The organism is Mycobacterium sp. E1386 (assembly GCF_001672745.1).
Taxonomy (GTDB): domain Bacteria; phylum Actinomycetota; class Actinomycetes; order Mycobacteriales; family Mycobacteriaceae; genus Mycobacterium.
In genome coordinates this window covers 1-19,222 of the sequence record NZ_LZKH01000017.1, presented here as the reverse complement: position 1 = coordinate 19,222, position 19,222 = coordinate 1, and the positions used below count along the sequence as shown (strand labels likewise).

Genomic DNA, 19,222 nt, shown 5'->3' with positions numbered 1-19,222 from the left:
GCAGGCTGGGTGAACATGTTCTAATTCCGGGCGGCGGCCGGCCCGTCAATGTTGGCTCAACACGTCCACCAGCAGCCGAAGCTGCGCGCCGAACACCGCCTCGGGATCGGTCAGGGTATCGGCGCCGTATTGCCCGAACACCTCGAGGCTGATCGCACCCAGCACCCCCGCCCAGAGCAGGAAGCACTTGGCGACCACCTGGTCGTCGCCGGGGAAGCCAAATTCCTGGCGAATCCGCTCGAAGTCCGACGACATCGGTTGGGGCGCAACGGTATCGGTCAGCCTGATGTCGCCGGTGGCAATGCCCGACGCCACGGCGTCGAAGAACGCCGCCACCACCCGGGTGCCCACGGCCACGGTGCGCTCCGGCGGTGCGTGATACCCGGGCACGGGGCTGCCGTACAGCAGGGCCCAGCGGGCGGGGTGCGCGACGGCCCACTCCCGTGTCGCCCGGGAAATCGCGATGACATCGTCTCTCCAGAGGTCCCCGACCGCCTCGCGGGCGCGATCGACGGCGTCGGCGAGGTCCGAGTAGGCATCGACCAGCAGCAAGGTCAGCAGCTCGTCGCGGCTGGACACGTACCGGTAGACGGCCGACGACACCATGCCGAGGTCCCGGGCGATCGCACGCACCGACAACCCGGCCGCGCCGCGGTCGACCAGCTGCTGGCGACCGAGCTGGATGATGCGCGACTCGATCTGCTGCCGGGTCTCCTGGCGTTTGCCCACGCGGCCAGTCTGGCATAACCGAGATCACCGCTCTTGCTTTCCGGCTGAGCGTGTGGCACAGTCTCCGTTTAGAGAGCACTGCTCTCGGAAGGTTTGCAAGAAAGGATGCGACATGTCCACGCGATACGAAGAACCGGGCGGGGCCGTGCGGGCCGCCAACGCGGTGATCCGCTGGCTTGCCGAGATGGGTGTCAGCATCGCCGGCACCCATGCGCTGCGGGTGCGCGGGCGCAAAAGCGGGAAGACGCGGGCGGTCGTCATCAATCTGCTGACCGTTGACGGGGTGCACTACCTGGTCTCACCACGAGGCAACACCCAGTGGGCCCGCAACGTCCGGGCCGCGGGCGTCGTCGAAACCGGCCCCCGCTGGCGCCGGCGCTGCGCCCGCGTCACCGAGGTGGCCGACGCGGCCAAACCGGAACTGCTGCGCCGCTATCTGGAGCGCTGGTATTGGCAGGTCAAGGACTACGTCGCCGGGCTGACCCCGGTCAGCACCGACGAGGAGTTCCGCGCCGTCGCACCCACGATCCCCGTGTTCGCGCTCGCGGAGGCGGACGAGTCCCGCTGAATCGCCTAACGAGCGCCCCCGCGCGTCACACCGAGGTCCTCACGGACCTCCTCTGAGGTCGCCCGCCAAGACACCGCCGCCGGAAAGTCCCCCCACACGCTGTTGAAGATCCCCACGAGCAGCCCCGGACCCGCGCTGGACGGCAGGTACACCGGCCCGCCCGAATCGCCGTTGTGGCTCTGCACGCCGTGCGACATGGTGAACCAGCCGTTGTTCACGCTCTCCACCGTCCCGCAGGTTTCGCCGGTGCTGACGCCGAAGTGGCAGATCGCCTGCCCGGGGGCGAGCGCCGCCGCCGGATTCGAGATCAGTGGACGCCCGCCCGGCAGGACGTTGTTCGCCATCACGCCGTTGTCCAGCACGATCGCCTCGTAGTCGGTGATCAGCTGGTCGGTAGCCACCGTAGTGCCGCTGGGGGTGTTGTCCCGGAAGGCGGCCAGCCGGCCGATGACGGCCCCGCCGCGGTCGGTGACCACGCCCGCGCCGCCGCGGCAGTGCCCCGCGGTGAAGGCGATCTTGAGATTGGGGTCGACGTAGCCCAGCGTGCAGACGCGATTGTCCTGCCGGATCTCCATGCCCGGATAGACCATGACGGGGTCGGCTTTGGCCGGCGCGGTCGGCATCCACTGCGTGAGCGCGGCCACGGTGATCGACGCGGTGAACGCTCGCATTGCCAGGCGACGCACCATCAACTCCGATCCCTCTGGGCCAAATCTCGACCGATTTGAGATTACGGCGTGACTTTCCGTTACGCAGAAGTCTTCGCGCCGTCCGCCGCCGGCGTTACGGCGATGTGGCCAGGGAAACGGCGGTCTCGGTGTGGTCCGCGGTGCGCGGGGCCCAGCCCGGCGGGCCGAAGACGTAGCCCAGCCGGTCACGCAGCCGGGTCGCCGAACGCCAGTCGCGGGCGATCGCGACGTATTCGTGGGTCTGCAGCTTCCAGATGTTGAACGTGGTGACCTGCTTGGTCAGGCCGTAATGCGGGCGGAACAACTCGGGCTGGAAGCTGCCGAACAGCCGGTCCCAGATGATGAGGATTCCGCCGTAGTTCTTGTCGAGGTAGATCGGGTCCATTCCGTGGTGCACCCGGTGATGCGACGGGGTGTTGAAGAGGAATTCGATGGGCCGTGGCAGCTTGTCGATCCGCTCGGTGTGCACCCAGAACTGGTAGATCAGGCTGATCGAGAAACTGAAGAACACCATCCAGGGCGGGACCCCCAGCAGCGGCAGGGGCACCCACATCAGGATTTCGCCGCTGTTGTTCCACTTCTGGCGCAGCGCGGTCGCGAAGTTGAAGTATTGGCTGGAGTGATGGGCCTGGTGCGTCGCCCAGATCAATCGGACCCGGTGCGCGATCCGGTGATAGGCGTAATACAGCAGGTCGACGCCGACAAGCGCGATGACCCAGGTGTACCACCGGGCCACCGACAGGTGCCAGGGCGCCAGGTAGGCATAGATCGCGGCGTAGCCGAACAGGGCCAGGGTCTTCCAGGCGGCGGTGGTGCCCACCGAGACCAGCCCCATCGAGATGCTGGCCAGCGAGTCGCGGGTGAGGTACGCGCCGGAGACCGGCCGCGCGTTTTCGGCGATGCTCTCCAGCTTTCGGGCCGCCGCCCATTCCAGCGTCAACAGCAACAAGAAGAAGGGAATGGCGAGCAGCACGGGATCCCGCATCTGCGGGGGCAGCGCGGACACGAAACCTGAGAGTGCACTCACAGGCATAAGACTACGACGGGCGGCGGGCCATGCGGGTCGCCTTGGTTCGCCATGCGGTCCAAACTGGGACGACGGGGCCGAACGACGCGAGGTGTTAGCAGTTGACAGCTGTGGTGGTGATCGGCTCGGGCTTCGCCGGATTATGGGCGGCGCTCGGCGCTGCGCGCCGACTCGACGAGCTGGCCGTCCCGACCGGAACGGTCGACATCACCGTGTTGGCCACCCAACCGTTCCACGACATTCGGGTGCGCAATTACGAGGCCGACCTGCGCCCATGCCGCATTCCGCTCGCCGGCCTCCTCGATCCCGTGGGCGTGGCACACGTGGCCACCGAGGTGACCGCGATCGACACCCACGCACGCACCGTCGCCACGTCGGGCGGGGGGACATACGAGTACGACCGGCTCGTGCTGGCCTCCGGCAGCGAGGTCGTCAAACCCCCCATACCGGGCCTGCGGGAGTTCGGTTTCGACGTCGACACCTACGACGGTGCCCTTGCCCTGCGCGACCACCTGCTTCGGCTCGCCGACGGATCTCCAACGGCAGCGGCGGCCACGGTCGTCGTGGTCGGGGCGGGGCTGACCGGCATCGAAGTGGCTTGCGAGCTACCCGACAGGTTGCGGCGGCTGTTCGCCGGCAGCGACGCCACTCCCCGCGTGGTGCTGCTGGATCGCAGCCGCATCGGCTCCGACATGGGCGCCTCGGCGCGACCGGCGATCGAAGCCGCGCTAGCGGCCAACGGCGTCGAGACCCGGGCGGGCGTCGGTGTCGCCGCCATCAGCGAGCGCGGTGTGTCGCTGACCTCGGGTGAACACGTGGCGGCGGGCACGGTGGTGTGGTGTGCCGGTATGCGGGCCAGCTCGCTGACCGAGCAGTTGCCGGTGGCGCGCGACGGCCTGGGGCGGGTGCCCGTCGATGACTTTCTGCGGGTGATCGGCGTCCCCGCGGTTTTTGCCGCCGGCGACGTCGCGGCCGCCCGTATGGACGACGACCACCTGTCGGTGATGTCGTGTCAACACGGCCGCCCGATGGGCCGCTACGCCGGCTACAACGTGATCAGCGACCTATTCGGCGAACCGCTGCTGGCTCTCCGAATCCCTTGGTATGTAACGGTTCTCGATCTCGGACCGGCCGGCGCGGTCTACACCGAAGGATGGGATCGGCTGCTGGTGTCAACCGGCGAACGGGCCAAGGCTACGAAGCGGACGATCAACACCCGGCGCATCTATCCGCCGCTGACCGGGAACCGCGCCGACCTCCTGGCCGCGGCCGCGCCCGAGTTGCAGGCCCGCCCTTAACGGTCCGATTGCGCTTCGTCGCCGGCATACCACTGCACCGCGCGAACTCCCGGCTGCAGCGACAGCTCCGCCACCAGCCGCTCCAACCGGGACGGGGCGTCGCCGTCCATGAGTAGGTGCGCGGTCAACGTGACCTCGTCGTCGCCGGACCGCCCGGTATGGATGCCGCGCAGCGTGATGTCGTTACCGCTCGCGTGCTGCACGATCTGGGCGCGCGCGTACTGCTCGTGTTTGGGACGCGAGACCACCTGCACCAGGTAGGGCCGCAGACTTTCGTCTTCGTCGCCGGTGTTGTCGCGATCGATCAGCCGGCCGAGCGGACGCCCGAACACATGTATCGCGATGACGGTCCCGGTGCCGATCAACGCGAACACCAGGTGACCCGAGGCCGCCAGGACGCCGATCGCCGCGGAACACCACAGGGTGGCCGCGGTGTTGAGGCCCCGGACGTTGACGCCCTCGCGCAGGATCACGCCACCGCCGAGGAACCCGATGCCGGACACCACGTACGACGCCACCCTGGTGGGGCTGGTGTCCGCGGTGGCGGCGGCATACAGCACGAACAGGGTCGCGCCGCCGGCGACGAGCGCGTTGGTCCGCAGGCCGGCCCGGCGCGCCCGCCATTGCCGCTCCAGGCCGATGAGGGCGCCACATCCCACGCCCACGGCGAGCCGGAGCGCGAAATCGGCGACGCTCAGCGTGGTCTCCATCGGCACTCCTTCCCCCGGCACCGGCCGGAGCTAACCACTCTCAGGTGAACGGCAGGTGGCGCCGAGCCGAACCGGATGCGTTGCGGTCATGCGTGCGAAACCCGTGCGCCGCCAAAGGGTTCCCGATGTGGCCGACGCCAGGCTAGCTCTTGTTGAGTTGCTGGGGACAGTAGAATTTCGCGGCGATCGCCAGAAACGACGTGGCGTGATCGGTAGTGAGCCCGGGATTTTGGCCCTTCAGATCGTTGACCATCTGGGGGCCGTACTCGCCGTTGCCCATCGCAGTACATACCGCCTGGGCGAACTGGACCGCCGCCTCGGGCGTCTTGTAGGTGATGCCCGCGGTTCGCAGCGACGCGAGAAAGCTCGCCTCGTCGACGCCGCCACCATCCGGCTCGCCGTGCGCGGGCGCGGCGAGCACGATCGCGGCCGGAACGGCGATCAGCGGCAGCAGCAGCCTCATAACCGGTGATTGTCTCATGGCGCGACGTCGACCGCAGCACCGGCTCGATCTTGCGAAATGCCTTCTGGGCCAGGGTAATACCGTATCGGTCAGGCCTTGCTGAGCTGATGCGGGCAGTAGTACTTCGCGGAGATCATGGCGAAGTTGGACGCCATCTCCATGTCCATGCCCGGATTGTGCATCTTCACGTCATGGACCAGCTCCAAGCCCGATTCGCCGTTGTTCAGGCACGAACAGACGGCCCGGCCCGCCCCGACCGCCGCATCCGGACTTGCGAAGCCGAAGCCGGCCTGGTGCAGCGCGGCGAGGAACGCCCCGTCGTCGCCGTCCGGTACGGGTGGAGGATCGGCGTATGCCGGTGCGGCCAGGCCGATCAGGGCGGGGACGCCCAGTAGAACCAGTAACCGTTTCATTGCTCGCCTTCCTTGCGCATCGCCACACGGGCTTGAATCATGTTGGCCGCTAACCTAATTGGGCATCAGCGGGCAGGACTTTGGACTTGTCGCCCTTCTTCAGGTGCACGGCGTGGATGCCGGGCTTCTTCGCCAGCTGCTCGAGCAGGGCGTCGAGACCTTCCTGGTCGACGTTGTGGTGCTGCACGGTTTCGGGCTTCTCCGATATCTGTGCGACCAGACGCTTCAGCTGTTCCGGCGACTGCTTGTCTTTGAGGTCCTTGATGGGCTTCATCCGGTTGCGCACGCCGGCGCCGACCACGGTGGGCCCCCCGGAGCCGAGGGCGCTGCCCAGCATCCCCGCCATTCCCATCGAACTGAACAGGCTGCCCTCGCCCAGCGCCGCCGCCGGCACCGCCTCGGGCCCCGCGGCCGACAATGCGGCGGCAACTGTTCGGATGGCCGGGGTGGCCGAGGCCCAGCTCGGCGGAACGCTCAACTGCCCCACCAACGTGCCGCGCGCGAAGCCGGCCGTCGGGCTGATCGCGTCGTAGAGCGTGCCCCGGCCGAAGCCCAACGCCCCCAGCCCGGCGCCCAGCGCGTCCTTCGGCAGCGCGCCGTAGGCGACGGGTGGAGCGAACTTGAGCCACTGGGACACGGGGAAGTTGATGAGCAATCCGACGTCGTTGAACTGCGTGGTCAGCCCCAGGGGCACCTTGACCGCGTTGTACATGGCAGTGATCAACGGGGTACCGCCGGGAGTTGTGCCAAAGCCCTTCAAGAAGGTGGTGATGGTGGTGTTGTACTGGGTGGCGAGCTGCGAGAGCCATGCCAGTATCGGGTTGCCCGCTGTCGCGGTCGTGGTGAGCGAGTTGGCCGCCGCGCTGACCGTTGACCCCGCATTGCCGGCGGAGGTGCCGGCACTTTGGCTTATCGCGGCCGCCTGCATCGTGGTCCCCGCAGTGTTGGTGGTCTGGGGCGGCTCCGCGAACGGCGTAAACCTCGAGGCCGCCTCCGACGAGGTGGCGTAGCTGTCCATCGCCACGGCGTCCTGCGCCCACATCTCGCCGTACTCGGTCTCGGTGGCCGCGATCGCGGCGGTGTTCTGCCCGAACAGGTTGGTCGCCATGAGCTGCGCCAAGAGGGCACGGTTCTGCGCGATCACCGGTGGCGGCACATGCGCAGCGAACGCCGCCTCGTACGCGGCTACCGCCGCGCCGGCCTGGGTGGCGGCTTCCTGGGCCTGAATCGCGGTCTGCTGCATCCAGGCCACATAGGGCGCGGCCGCCGAGGCCATGGCGAGGGAAGAGGGGCCCGCCCACGGCCCGGTGGCCAGACTCGAGACCACCGACGAATAGGCCGACGCCGCGGACTGCAACTCGGTGGCCAGGTTCTCCCACGCGGTAGCGGCCGCCACCAAGGACTCCGGTCCCGGGCCGGCGTACATCCGGCCCGAGTTGAGCTCCGGCGGAAAGGCTCCGTAAAACATGTGTGACCCCTTACCTGGTGGCCGGCGGCCGGGTGTTCGGTGCTGGGCAGATGTGCGGTGTGTTCATGGCGGTCACTCCTCGATGCACGGGATCACGATGATGGTGGCGGCGGCCGGGTCGGCCTCGGCGACGGCACCGCCGAGCGAGCTGGCCGCCGCGGCGGCGCTTCCGGCCATGGGGTGGGTCGCGCTGGCCGCGACGGCGCGGCCCAGCAGGCTGGACAGCCCCATTTGGCTGAACACTCCCTCTTCACCGGCGAGCGCGGCGGCCGGGGCGGCAGCCATGTTGGTGGGCATCACCTGGGCGACGGTCCGGATGGCCGGGGCCGCGTCCGTCCAGCCCTGCGGGACCGACATGCTGCCGACCAGGGACGCTTTGCCCATGGAGCCCGAAACCGGTCCGACGGCGGAGCTGAGCATGGGCCGCACGGCGCTGGGTCCGCTGGTCAGTGGCGCGAGTGCCCCGGAGATCGCCTTCGGGCCGGACAAATAGGCGGCGGCGCCCTGGCCGTTCTGGCCCCAGGCGTACGCCTGGCCGAAGGACAGGAACGGGCCACCCGGGACGCTGCTCCATGACTGGGGGGAATACGGGCCCGTCAGCACCGACCAGATGTTGTTCCAGTAGTCGAGGTTTTGCCCGATTCCCGTGGTGACCCCGGTCCCCGTCGTCGGGTTGGTTGCCGCGGTATTGCCGGCGTTCAGCAGGGGTTGCAGCGTGCTCAGTTTGGAGGCGGTGTTGGAGCCCGATTGCGCACCCGACTGCGTGACCGCGGCCGCCTGCATGGGTCCGGCCGACTCGTTCGTGGTCCGCGGCGGCTCCGCGAACGGCGTCAGTTGCGATGCGGTTGCCGATGAGGCCGCGTACCCGTACATCGCGGCGGCGTCCTGGGCCCACATCTCCATGTATTGGGCTTCGGTGGCGGCGATTGCCGGGGTGTTCTGGCCGAGGATATTGGTGGCGATGAGCGTTGCCAGCAGCGCGCGATTGGCCGCGATCACCGGTGGCGGCACCGTGGCCGCGAACGCCGCCTCGTAGGCTCCCGCGGCCAGCTTGGCCTGGGCGCCGGCCTCCTCCGCCTGAGCGCCGGTGGCGTTCATCCACGCCACGTATGGCGCGGCGGCGGCGGCCATGGCTATCGACGACGGACCCGTCCACGGCCCCGTCGCCAGCGACTCGATCGTCGAGCCGTACGAGGCGCTCGTGGCCTGCAACTCCGCCGCCAATTCATCCCACGCCGCCGCAGCGGCCAGCAGCGGACCCGACCCGGCGCCGACGTACATCCGCCCCGAGTTGACCTCCGGCGGAAGCGCCCCGAAGTCCAACATCGACTACCTCCCGTCCCTTAAGTGGCCGCCAGGGTAGGCGCGGCTTTGCTGCCCCGGCCGCAACCGCGGCAAGGTTCTAATGAAATCCATCAGATCCGTTTCTGAAGCCACGAGCTCATTCCACATACTTCAAATAACCGGCCATTCGCTGCCTAACTGAATCCCTACAAAGATCGCGTGTGACTAAACCCGCCAACCGCCCACAAACATAAGAGCATTGTGGCGATAGCGCATTTCCGTCCGCGTTCCTTCCGCGTAACCAAATGTAAAAATCAAATGTCACTTCACCACCGGCCCGTGTGAGAAGTTGGGCGGGCGGCTATTTCGATGTGATCTTGCATACATCGAGGTTAAGAACGGTTCGAGGCGCAGTTGAGCGGCGGTTTACTGGCTGCGCAAACCGCTATTTCGGGCAATAGAAGGCCCACGGATCGACGTTATCATCGACCGTTTTAAATCGATTTCCAGTCATATCAAAGAAGGATTGGAAGTGTTGGATCCTCCTATCGCCATATGGCAACACAGCGAAATACGCATATCGGACATATGCCGCAAAGTTGCCCGCGGATCAAACCGCAAGCTCAAAGCGAGCGTGTCAATGTCAAGCCGATCGGGACGCTAATACGCCCAACCAGAGCCGACGGCGTTGTCGGTGCCGGCTGTGTTGCTGCCGGCCGTCTAGAACTTTTGCCCGCGCGGTAGGCCGCCGCCCGGATCACCCGGCGGCTGCGACCTACCCGGGCGATGTGCTCCCGGCGGGGCACCGGGCCCGCGGCGCCGGTACGTCGCGAACGAGACTGACGCCGGGTCTCCACCGGCGCCGCCCGGGCGCGAACCATGGCGCCATGCCCGCCCACTCCACCGACACTTGATACCCGATTGCCATGCCGTTCCCCTACCGTTCACCCACACGAAGGGTAGATGGGCTACTCTGCAGCGCCGCTGATTAGCTGCTGGCAGTTTCCTGGGAGGCCGGCTGTGCCTGGTCACCGATGGTTTTGCCCAGTCCTCGCCATTCGGCTGGGACGCCTAAGGCGTTGCTAGGCGTGCCATTTTCCTCAAAAGCGGCTTGTAAATAACCGAGGCTCCGTCGAGCCGCTCGCCGCGGGAGGCCCGCGCATACCTGACACCGCCGCGGCACCCGCGGGAGCCGGGTTCGGCGCCAACCCGCGGCACCGCGGCACGAATCAACTGAAGTGAGCCGCGCGACCTACGTCGTCTTGTTTTCAGCGACCGCCGCGCTGAGGCCCTCGGCCAGGTCCTCCTGGGTCAGCTCCTTGAACCTCAGGAGCTGCCGCTCGCTGAACTCGGTGACGTCGCTGGCCAGCACCGCATCCAGATCCTCGTCGTCCAGACGGAAACTGCGGTGATCGCGGGCCTTCTCGACCACATTGCGCACGAAGCCGGCATTACCGAGCGTATCGATGCCGCGGATCAGGTCCCCGTCCTCGGAGTAGCTCTCGTCGAGATAAAACCTGGTGTAGGAAGGCAATAGGGAATGCGCCGCTTCCTCGGTGATGACGTCCTCGTTCTCCTGGCCCATCAACCGGGTCAAAGCGACCAGCTCGTCCGGCGTATAGCTGAAGAACTCGATCACGGTCGAAAACCGGCGCCGCAGGCCCTGATTCACGTCAAGCATCTTCTCCATCGCCTTGGCGTAACCGGCACCGAAGACGACGAGCTCGTCGCGATGGTTCTCCATGTACAACAGCAGCGTGTTGATGATCGCGTTGCCGTAGGGGTCACCTTGCTGGTAGCCCTTCTCGTGCAACGTGTGCATCTCGTCGAAGAAGACCGCCCCGCCGAGAGCTTCCTCGAGCATCTCCTCGGTGTTCTTCTCCGCGTCGGCCATGTATCGGCCCAGCAGCTTGGTGCGGCTGGTTTCGACCACCACCGGTTTGCGCAGCACTGTCAGGCCGCACAACTGCTTGCTGAAGGCGCGCGCCACCGACGTCTTACCGGTCCCGGGCGGCCCGAGCAGCAGGGTGTGGCGCGAGGTCACCGGCACGGGAAGGCCCATCTTGGCGCGGGCCAGGTTCACCTTCGTCGTGGCCTTGATGAGCTTGATCTCCCGCTTGGCGCGTTCCATGCCCAGCATCGCGTTGAGCTCGGCGTCGCCCTCGGCCAGGTACCTTGCGGCCTCCTCGGCGTGGCGAGCGGCCTCCGTCTCCTCCCGGGTCGGCGCGCTGTCCGCGTCCCACGGATCCGTGCGCGCCTCAATGGTTTCCGGGTCGGTCAGGACCAGTCGATAGTTCGGGTTGTCCAGCGCTTCGCGGGCCGGGCTGAACTTCGGATCCCGCGAATACACCCGGCGCAACAGCTCGACGGCCTCTTCCTCACGGCCCAGGTGTCGCAAGCACATGCCCTGGGTGTAGAGGGCGATGTTGGCCGCGCCCGGGACGCGGTCTCCTTCAATCGCGTCCTGGCCCCGCCGGATCGCCTCCTCGAAGACGCCGAGCGACGCCAGCGCCGTCGTCGCCATCGCCGCTCCGGCGGCCTTCAGTTCGGGCTGACGCCAGACCTTGCCCTCCGGGAATTGGTTGAGCACATCCGGCCACCGCCCGGTGCGGAAATACAGGATGCCCCGCACGTAGTCGACCAGCTCCTGCTCGAATGGTTGGCGCGGCGTTACCCCGTCGAGCAGTTCGGCCGCCTCCTCGTAGCGCTTGGCCTCGGCCAGCACGGCCGCGTAAGCGCACGCCAGGGACTCGACGCTGGTGACAGCCAGCTGGAGGAACAAGCCGTCTGAGACCTGGGGACGGAAGTGCAACTCGGTGACCCCGAGCCGGCGGGTCTCCCACCCGAACGTGCGAATCGACGCCCATGCACCGGCGAGGACCTCGATGCTCCGCTCCCCCGCCAGCAATCGCGCCAGCCAGGCGTCGCACATCCCGGGGTCCAGGCTGCTCGCCGTGGCGAACATCTGCGACGCCACCTGCGGATTGTGACTCGGTTGCAGCCCGTTGACGGATATCCCGGATGCCAGCAGGCCGGCAACCATCGCGTTGCGGGCGCCCTCAGCGGTCGATTGCGGCCGCGTCATTGCGCCACAGGCACGCCCGACGGACTCCCTCGCAGCTGATCGACCGACAGCACCAGGTCGTCGTCGTCACGCAGTCCGCGGCTGGGCACCACGAGCATGGAGCGCGTCGCCGGAGCGGGCAAGCTGGCGCGGACCGCGGCCAGCTGGCGTCCGGTGAGGCGGTTGAGGCCGCCCGAGACGTCTCGGGGCAGCCGCTTCTCGCTGTGGAAGCGCACCCAGGCCGATACCTGCGGCCGGCCCGCGCGCGCCGTCAACCGGACCGTCAGCACGGTGGCGACGGTGTCGGCCTGCCACAGCTCGTCGAGCGTGTCGGTGGTGATGTCGGCGGGCGTCACCCAGAAGCTGGTGGTGAAGCCGTTGAAGTGTTTGAGGTGGCGCCAGCCGGGCCGGCTCCAGGTGGGCTCCAGATCGGCCAGGACCGCACGGTCCACCTCGGTGAGCTCCTCGGCGGTCAGCGGCCGCGCGGCACACGTGAGCCCGTCCAGATCCTGGGCCAGCCGCTCGGTCGCCGCCACCAACGTCGAAGCCAGCGAATCGCGGACCGCCACCGCGGCGATGTTGCGCTGCGGGTTCATCCGCAACACCAGCCAGGTGCGGCGAACATAGGAGGTCGGCTCGCCATTCGCCACCTCCCACTCCTCGGGGCCCCAGTCGTCGAGCTTGGACAGCTCGGCGGCGTTGCCGCCGCGACGCACCTTCACCGACACGATGTCGATGTCGTCGAGGTGAATGTCGAACTGCCGCAACCCATCTGCCACCGCCTGCACCAGCAGGGTGGGCGGCGACGTCCGGTGCCGGTGGCGCGACGACGGGTCGTCGTCGCCCCCGTTGACCGCGATGACCGTCACCAGCTGACCCTCGTACTCGCGCACGCCGACCTTGTCGCGCCCGAAGCGGCGCTGGTAGTCGAGCGCCGGCGTGCAGCCCGCGCCCAGCGCGCTGCCGGGGTCGGCGGACCAATCCCACAGCCAGGTGGCCAACCCCGATGTCACCGTCACCCCGTGATAGGTGATCAGCGAGAACAGCGCGATCAACGCCGCCAGCCCGACGCCCACCCAGAACGCGATGCGATAGGTGCCCTGCCAGGACTCCGGGCAGTGGCTGGCGACCACCATGATGGCGACGTCGACCAGGAACACCGCGGTGACCCGTGGCCACGACAGTGACAAACCGAACCTGCGCTGAGCTTTCATGACTGTTGCTGCTCCGCCCTTATTGCTGCTTCCGCGATCGCTTCATCAGCATCGCCGTTCCAAACACGCCCCCACCGATCAGTAACGCCCCGAGCAAGCCTCCGGCGGCCACCCACACCGGCACCATATCCCGGGGTGGGGCGGGCTTCGGTATGTTCAGCGGCGCCGAAAGTTGCTGCGGCGGCTTCAACGGCCCTTCGGGTACGTCCCACGTCAGTGCCGCCACCGGGTCGACGATCCCGTGCCCGATCTGGTTATCCACGCCGCGCGCCGGCGCGCGGGCGGTGCGGGTCAGCCGGTTGATGACCTGGTACGCCGAGAGCTGGGGGAACTTCGCGCGAACGAGCGCGGCGACGCCGGACACGATCGCGGCCGAGAAGCTGGTGCCGGACGGAACCAGCAGCGTGTTGTCCGGGCCGTCGATCGCGTTGATGACGCCGTCGTCCCGGGGGGATAGCCCGATGACGTCGGTACCGGGCGCGGCGATGCCCACCCACGGGCCGGCCACGCTCGTCGACGCCTGCCCCTGGTTGCCCTGGGTCATCGGCCGGCCGTCCTCGTCGACCGCGCCCACCGTCAGGACATAGTCGCTGAACCAGGACGGCGTCACGACGGTGGTGACGGAACTCCAGTTGCGAGGATCGTTGGGCTGCAACGGATCATGCGCCGGGTTCTGCTTGCAGTCCTTTTTGCTCGTGTCGCCGGCCGCGGCCACTATGACGGCATTCTTGTCGACCGCCGCGTAGCGCACCGCCGCACCCAGCGCGCGCTGGTCGACGATGTTGCGCGCGCTCATACAGGTCACGTCCGAGATGTTGATGATCTGCGCGCCCATGTTGGCGGCGTGCACGATCGCCCGAGCCATGGTCTGGACGCCGTCGATCTTCGCGCGAGTCTGCGGGTCCTCGTCGCCGGTGTAGGCGTCCTTGAGGCCGAAGGCCTGGCTCGACTGGCGGATCCCGATGATGTCCACATCCGGGGCGACACCGCTGAACGCGTCGGGACCAGCCGAGGGCGGTGCCGGCGGTGGCGGTGGCGGGCTGGGCGGCGGATCCAGCGGGCGCGGGCCGCGTGAATTGTCGACGCCGACCACGCGGCTCCCGCCGGAGTAGCTGGGTATGGTCACCGTGCCGCCGCCGTGGTTGCCGGCAGGGGCCTGTCCGCCCTGCGGAGGTCCCGGCGGCGGGCCCGCGGGCGCGGCCGGTGGCGGTGGCGGCGGCAGCCCGAACGGTCCTGGAGCGGGCTGTTGCTCCGTCGGCGAAGGCGGAACCATCGTCACGGTCTGCGGCAAGGGCGACAGCGTCACCGTCTGGGGCGGTGGCGCTTTCGGTGGCGGTTCGGTGGTGGGGATGGTGACCGGCCGGCGCGGCGCGGCCGGTGGGACTCCGGCGCCGTTGGCCGGCGCGGCGCCGATCATCGAGGCCACGATGGTGCCGTGGGCGTCGCAGTCCGACAGCCCGTCGCCGCCCATCACGTAGTCACCGCCGGGGATCAGGCGCGGAAACCGGGGATGCGGGCTCACACCGGTATCGATGACGGCCACCTTCACGCCGGCACCGCGGCCGAACTGCCATGCCTCCTGCAGGTTCAGCATGTCCATGTACTTCGGCGGCAACCGGAAGTCGGTGCCGGGCAGCACGCCGACCTCGGTGCAGTACGAATTCTGCTTCATCGGCGCTGGCGGCCCGGGCGGACCGTCAGGCGGCACCGCGCCGGGATCGATCGTCGGCGGCGAAATCGCATAGGCGGGTGGTAAACCGGCCAATGCTCCTGAGGCGAGCAAGATTGCGGCGAGGGCCGCCGCGGAAGCGCGCCCTCGCCACACCTTGCTACTACCGGTAGCGGATTGCTGCATAGACATTCATCAACCACAATGCCAGCGGGAAAATCGGCATCAGGCAGAGGTATTCGATCCATTCCACAAATTTGCGGAACAGCGGGCTGTAGATGGTGTTCGGCACCACGGCGGCGGAAGTGAGGCCGGCCGCCGGCAGCAGGACCAGGATCGCCGCACTGATCGACACGGCCAGGGGCGACTGCAACACCAGCGCGTACCGCGCCACCACGGCACCCACGATGAGGACGGCCGTGACGGCCAGGGTGATCGCCTGCCAGCGGTCGACGTAGGAGCGTCCGCGCAGCATCAGGAATCCGGCGCTGAAGCCGGCCAGCAACAGCGGCAGCCAGCGTTGGCCGGTGTGCGGATCCGACAAAGCCGCCAGCGAGACGATCATCAAGACGCCCAGCCCGACCAGCAGGCCGGTCAAGAACGAGCGGGCGCGTTCGGCTTGCACCAAGACGTCGCGGACGGACGCGGGTCCCTCGAGGACCGGGGGGCCGCCGTCGGAGCGGACCACGGTGGTCGGCAGGTCGGGCCGGGCCTCGAACACCCACCGGCTGGTCGCCGAGGGGAACACCGGCAGGCGAATGCCGGCCAGGCGGCGCGAAAGCGCCGGCGCGGTGTGATAGACCAGCACGCACACCAGGACGACGCTGGTCAGCAGCGTCACCGCGCTGGTCATCGCGACCATGCGCGCCAGTGCCGCGATCGCCGTGACCAGACTGATGGTGACGAGCGCCGTGTAGAGCCCCAGCCTGCGGCCGGTGAAACGCAGGGCGAGCATCGCGGCGATGGTGAGCACGCCGAAGCCCAACACCGCGTGGGGAGATCCGACCCCGCCGGGCGGCGCCGCCGCCGCGGCGACCGTGAGTGGCGCCAGGCCGCTCAGCAGCATGATGTCGGCGATGCGGCGGTCCTGCTGGGTGCGCGCCCGCATCTGCAGCATCAGCGAAACGCCCAGCACCACCGCGGCGATCACCGCGGAGTACGCCGTCGGCAGCCAGGAGTTGTGGTGCCACCGGTACCAGAGCAGCAAGCCCGACGCGGCCGTCACCCCGGCCGCGACCATCGACGCACCAACCTGCACCGCGACGACCGGATCGATCGCGGCAAACCGCTTGCTCAGGTTTGCCGCGACAGCGGTGGAGATGTGCTCGATGACCTGCGAGCGATGTTCGGTGTCCTGGATGAACCGGATCCACAGCCGGTCACCGTCGTAGACGTCCTGTTCGGTCAGGGACTGGGTGGCCCGCAACGGGCTGCCGTCCACCAGGCAGAGCGCCCACCTGCCGCGGCCCGTGGCCTCCAGCGGGGTCTCCCCGAGCTCCCTGAGCCGGCTGTTCACCACCTTCAGCAGTGGCTCGGTCATCACCGAGACGGGAGCGTTGGCGTCCAGGAGGACGCCGATCTGTACGCCCGCCCCGGCCATAACGCCGACCACGACCGCCCGAGGCTGCGAAACTCCCTCAACGTCAGGCTGTAGCGCTTCAACTACCGCAGTCATCGCCCTGAACCCCTTACCGTCGTGAATGTGTAACCCCGTGCCGCCAGCCGGGCGGGAGTCCGCGCCGGCCCGTTTTCCGGGGCGCTGCGGCCCCCGGGAAACTGCAGCTCGACCAATCCGAATTCCATCTACCCCGCCTCGCGATTAAAACCTTGGTGACAGTGGTTTGAGATTTGCTGAATCTCTTAGAGAAGTATGCCGTGTTGGCTTCTCAACCGCATGTTGAGTGCAAAGACATTGGTGAACTTTGTGTTTCGTCGAATGTCAGACCCTGCTGTGGGTTTTCCACTCCCCGTAGGGAAGTGTGTCCAGCACCGTCTTGACGCCCACCTGCACCAATTGGGGGGTCGCCGGACAGATGGCCAGCCAGGCCTCCCCCGACCCGGCCGTCCGTGCCTGCTGGTAAAGCGCGATGCGGCCGCCGGAACCGTCTTTGAGCGACAGCACCGAAGCACTGGGGCCCTTCGCATCGTCCCGGTACTGACGCGCGTACACCGCGACCTCGGCCGCGGGATCGGAAAGAGCCTGTCCCAACGCGGCCACGGTGGCGGCACTGATGCCCATCCGCCGCAGGTCGCCGCCGGAAAACACGTTGAAGCCGGACTCCTGCCACGACTTCGTGGCTTCCAGCATTTCTTCCAACGGCACGTTGACCGCATTGATCGCCGCGGGCTCGGCGTGGTGTATCGACTCCAGCGCGTCCAGGACCAGCGACGCGATCGAGGCGCTGTCCGCGATCGCGACGTCGTCGACGGTGATGTCGCCGCCGACCCGCACCGCGGACACCCAGTGCTGGCCGCGGCGGGCCAGCACTACCCGAAACTCGTTGTCGGGGATGTCTCGCGAGCCGGGCGGCTGGTTCTCGTCGTCGACCACGCCGTAGAGCAGCTTGCCCCGCGACAGCAGGGCGATGACCTCGAGGTCCGGCGCGGCCAGCACCCGCATTCGAGCGGCCACATGTTCGTTCACCTGGTCGTTTTCGACGATGCCCTGCTCGCGCATCACCGCCATCCCGGGATGCTCGTTGAGCCAGTCGCTCGAGTCGGTAGAAACGAATGGCCGGCACCGCAATTCCGGCGCGACGTGCCGGATGTCCAGGAGGGCCTGGAGCATCCAGAAACCGTCGACGTTAACGGTGATGTCGGTGCGGGCGGTCTGCTGATCCATCAATACCTCAAGGGTTCAAAGTGCACGGTAACCGCAGGACGCGGCAGCACACCAGATCTCGGTGTGCTGCCGCGCCTGAAGTTGGGGTTAGGCCCAGCTGGACCCAACGGCGCTGTCGGTGCTGGCCATGTTGCTGCCGGCGCTCTGCACCTTCTGCCCGTGGGCGTTGGCCTGCTCGTAGATCACCTGGAAGTTGCGACCCAACTGGGTGATGAACTCCTGGCAGGCCACCGAACCGGCACCGCCCCAGAAGTCACCCGCAGCAAGCACATCGCGAACGATGGCCTGGTGCTCAGCCTCCAGAGACGCGGCCTGGGCGCGGATCAAGGCACCGTGGGCGTCGACATCGCCGAACTGGTAATTGATTGTCATAACGGTGTTCTCCTAATGTCTGGAATGGTACGCAGCCGCGGTTTTAAGCGCTAGCTGCCGAGGATTTGCTGCGAGGCCTGCTCTTGCTGCTCGTAGTTGTTCGCGTCGCGGATCAGGCCGTCCCGCACTCCGTGGAGCATGTTGACGATGTTGCGGAAGGCCTGGTTGACCTGACCCATGGTGTCGTACGAGGTGGCCTGCGCCTGACCGCTCCAGCCGGAGCCGGCGATGTTCATCGAGGACGCCCACATCTTGCGAGCCTCGTCCTCAACCGTCTGGGCGTGCACCTCGAAGCGGCCCGCCATCGCCCGCATTTCGTGCGGGTCAGTCATAAAACGTGTTGCCATGTGGCTGTCTCCTTTTAAGTGAGTACTCAGATACTTGCTGTGGTTACGACGCTGGCCGGACCGGTCACGCGCTGGCGAGCCGCCGAGCCGAATGCAAAAGGATGATCCCCCCTTCCCGTCAGCCGGCGGCCACCGGTTGCTCTAACACGGTGAGACGGACGTCAAACCCGAACTCCGGCGTTTGAGTTGTCCGGCCGTCAGCCCCCGAGATCATCGGTAGCTGGGCGGTGAGGTGGGATTCCACGTCGAGACGCCTTGTCCCAGACCATCAACCGCCAACCGACTAGCCCGTGGCAGCTGCGTTGATTGCCTCGGTCGCAGCGTACGAGCCAGAACTGGTCGACAGCGTGTTCACGAATGCCTCGTGAATGGCGGCGGCCTGCGCGCTGACCGCCTGGTACATCTGCGCGTGCGCGGCGAACTGCGCCGCAGTCAGCGCTGACACCTCGTCGGCAGCGGCGGGCACCACCCCGGTCGTAGGGGCGGCGGCAGCCGCGTTCTGAGCGCTCAACGTTGAGCCAATGGCCTGCAAGTTTCCGGCCGCCGCAGCCAGAGCCTCGGGCTGTGTGGTCACGAACGACATACTTGGTTCCCTCCTAAGTTCAATCCCCGACTCTGCAGAGAGTAGATGACCGCGACCTCCGAAGCTCTTTCGGAAGCCGCCTGTTTGCAACTGTTCACTTGACGGTACGGCGAATTCATTTTTGGTAACGACACAGTAACAGCGTCTGACCTGGATCGCAGTACCTTGCAGTAGCGTCACAGCAAACTGTGACAGAGTCGGCAGGCAAAGTTGCTGGTGGACCTTGCCCAGCCGCTGTGGCACCGCAGTTCGCAATAAGATCTCGTTGCTCGCAAACTCCTTCCGCGCGGGCGGGACCGCCCACAGCATCCCGACGACCCAGGGCTCTCCGAAAGGGTTTTGAGTCCCTTGAGTAGAGGCATTAGGTCCTTTCCACACCCACGCCGGTTACGCGGTGCTGATCAGCCGGCGAAGGGGGGTCGGGCCATGACGGTGGGCCGGAATCCGTATCGGGGTCCGGCGCCGGCGTGGGTGCCAGAGCC

The 19,222-nt window shown here is 67.4% G+C and carries 18 protein-coding genes and 1 pseudogene; 2 read left to right on the top strand and 17 right to left on the bottom strand.

Translation table 11 applies throughout. The annotated features are described in order from the left end of the window. Positions 1–45: 45 nt before the first annotated feature. On the bottom strand, positions 46–729 hold the full coding sequence (locus A5709_RS01790) for a TetR/AcrR family transcriptional regulator (RefSeq protein WP_068117555.1): 684 nt from the start codon (positions 727–729) through the stop codon (positions 46–48). 112 nt (positions 730–841) lie between these two features. On the opposite strand from A5709_RS01790, the gene A5709_RS01785 reads away from it, so the two are divergent. Beyond that, positions 842–1,297, top strand: coding sequence for a nitroreductase/quinone reductase family protein (locus tag A5709_RS01785; RefSeq protein ID WP_068117552.1), 456 nt, complete (start codon positions 842–844; stop codon positions 1,295–1,297). A gap of 5 nt (positions 1,298–1,302) precedes the next feature. Here A5709_RS01785 and A5709_RS01780 read toward each other — a convergent pair whose 3' ends face one another. Beyond that, entirely contained in the window at positions 1,303–1,986 is a 684-nt protein-coding gene (locus A5709_RS01780; protein WP_067950354.1) for a hypothetical protein, read from the bottom strand. A gap of 94 nt (positions 1,987–2,080) precedes the next feature. Continuing rightward, positions 2,081–3,013: a sterol desaturase family protein gene (locus A5709_RS01775; RefSeq protein ID WP_067950352.1), complete on the bottom strand. Its 933-nt coding sequence runs from the start codon at positions 3,011–3,013 to the stop codon at positions 2,081–2,083. A 101-nt stretch (positions 3,014–3,114) separates the two neighbouring features. Between A5709_RS01775 and A5709_RS01770 the strand changes: the two genes are divergently transcribed. Then, the gene (locus A5709_RS01770) at positions 3,115–4,311 is read left to right on the top strand and encodes an NAD(P)/FAD-dependent oxidoreductase (protein WP_068117549.1); all 1,197 of its coding nucleotides are present in this window, start codon (positions 3,115–3,117) and stop codon (positions 4,309–4,311) included. Here the strand turns inward: A5709_RS01770 and A5709_RS01765 are convergent. The 14 genes and pseudogenes from A5709_RS01765 to A5709_RS27135 all read right to left on the bottom strand — a co-directional run. After that, positions 4,308–5,021 (bottom strand): MgtC/SapB family protein, encoded by a 714-nt coding sequence (locus A5709_RS01765; RefSeq protein WP_067210077.1) that lies wholly within the window; start codon positions 5,019–5,021, stop codon positions 4,308–4,310. The two genes, A5709_RS01770 and A5709_RS01765, sit on opposite strands and share 4 nt — an antisense overlap. Before the next feature lie 142 nt (positions 5,022–5,163). Continuing rightward, complete coding sequence (locus A5709_RS01760; RefSeq protein WP_068117546.1) at positions 5,164–5,484, bottom strand: DUF732 domain-containing protein; 321 nt, start codon at positions 5,482–5,484, stop codon at positions 5,164–5,166. 89 nt (positions 5,485–5,573) lie between these two features. Beyond that, a complete protein-coding gene (locus A5709_RS01755) occupies positions 5,574–5,897 on the bottom strand; it encodes a DUF732 domain-containing protein (protein WP_067950345.1) in 324 nt (107 codons plus the stop codon). A gap of 49 nt (positions 5,898–5,946) precedes the next feature. Continuing rightward, a complete protein-coding gene (locus A5709_RS01750; protein ID WP_068117543.1) occupies positions 5,947–7,365 on the bottom strand; it encodes a PPE family protein in 1,419 nt (472 codons plus the stop codon). A 72-nt stretch (positions 7,366–7,437) separates the two neighbouring features. Then, positions 7,438–8,688, bottom strand: coding sequence for a PPE family protein (locus A5709_RS01745; RefSeq protein WP_369827227.1), 1,251 nt, complete (start codon positions 8,686–8,688; stop codon positions 7,438–7,440). Between the two features lie 1,213 nt (positions 8,689–9,901). After that, positions 9,902–11,734 (bottom strand): type VII secretion AAA-ATPase EccA, encoded by a 1,833-nt coding sequence (gene eccA / locus A5709_RS01740; protein ID WP_067950340.1) that lies wholly within the window; start codon positions 11,732–11,734, stop codon positions 9,902–9,904. Continuing rightward, a complete protein-coding gene (gene eccE / locus A5709_RS01735) occupies positions 11,731–12,927 on the bottom strand; it encodes a type VII secretion protein EccE (RefSeq protein WP_068117538.1) in 1,197 nt (398 codons plus the stop codon). The genes eccA and eccE overlap by 4 nt, the downstream gene beginning before the upstream one ends. A 19-nt stretch (positions 12,928–12,946) precedes the next feature. Further along, positions 12,947–14,782, bottom strand: a complete 1,836-nt coding sequence (locus A5709_RS01730; protein WP_068011639.1) for a type VII secretion-associated serine protease mycosin — start codon at positions 14,780–14,782, stop codon at positions 12,947–12,949. After that, a complete protein-coding gene (gene eccD / locus A5709_RS01725; protein ID WP_067950334.1) occupies positions 14,760–16,271 on the bottom strand; it encodes a type VII secretion integral membrane protein EccD in 1,512 nt (503 codons plus the stop codon). Before eccD ends, A5709_RS01730 begins: the two co-directional genes overlap by 23 nt. Positions 16,272–16,535: 264 nt before the next feature. Beyond that, complete coding sequence (locus A5709_RS01720) at positions 16,536–17,438, bottom strand: ESX secretion-associated protein EspG (RefSeq protein WP_055405688.1); 903 nt, start codon at positions 17,436–17,438, stop codon at positions 16,536–16,538. A gap of 87 nt (positions 17,439–17,525) precedes the next feature. After that, entirely contained in the window at positions 17,526–17,810 is a 285-nt protein-coding gene (locus A5709_RS01715) for a WXG100 family type VII secretion target (RefSeq protein WP_046182844.1), read from the bottom strand. Between the two features lie 50 nt (positions 17,811–17,860). Next, the gene (locus tag A5709_RS01710; RefSeq protein ID WP_007771418.1) at positions 17,861–18,157 is read right to left on the bottom strand and encodes a WXG100 family type VII secretion target; all 297 of its coding nucleotides are present in this window, start codon (positions 18,155–18,157) and stop codon (positions 17,861–17,863) included. Positions 18,158–18,440: 283 nt separating this feature from the next. Beyond that, positions 18,441–18,740, bottom strand: a complete 300-nt coding sequence (locus A5709_RS01705; protein WP_066957025.1) for a PE family protein — start codon at positions 18,738–18,740, stop codon at positions 18,441–18,443. A 401-nt stretch (positions 18,741–19,141) separates the two neighbouring features. Continuing rightward, positions 19,142–19,222: pseudogene (locus A5709_RS27135) on the bottom strand (hypothetical protein); the annotation flags it as partial.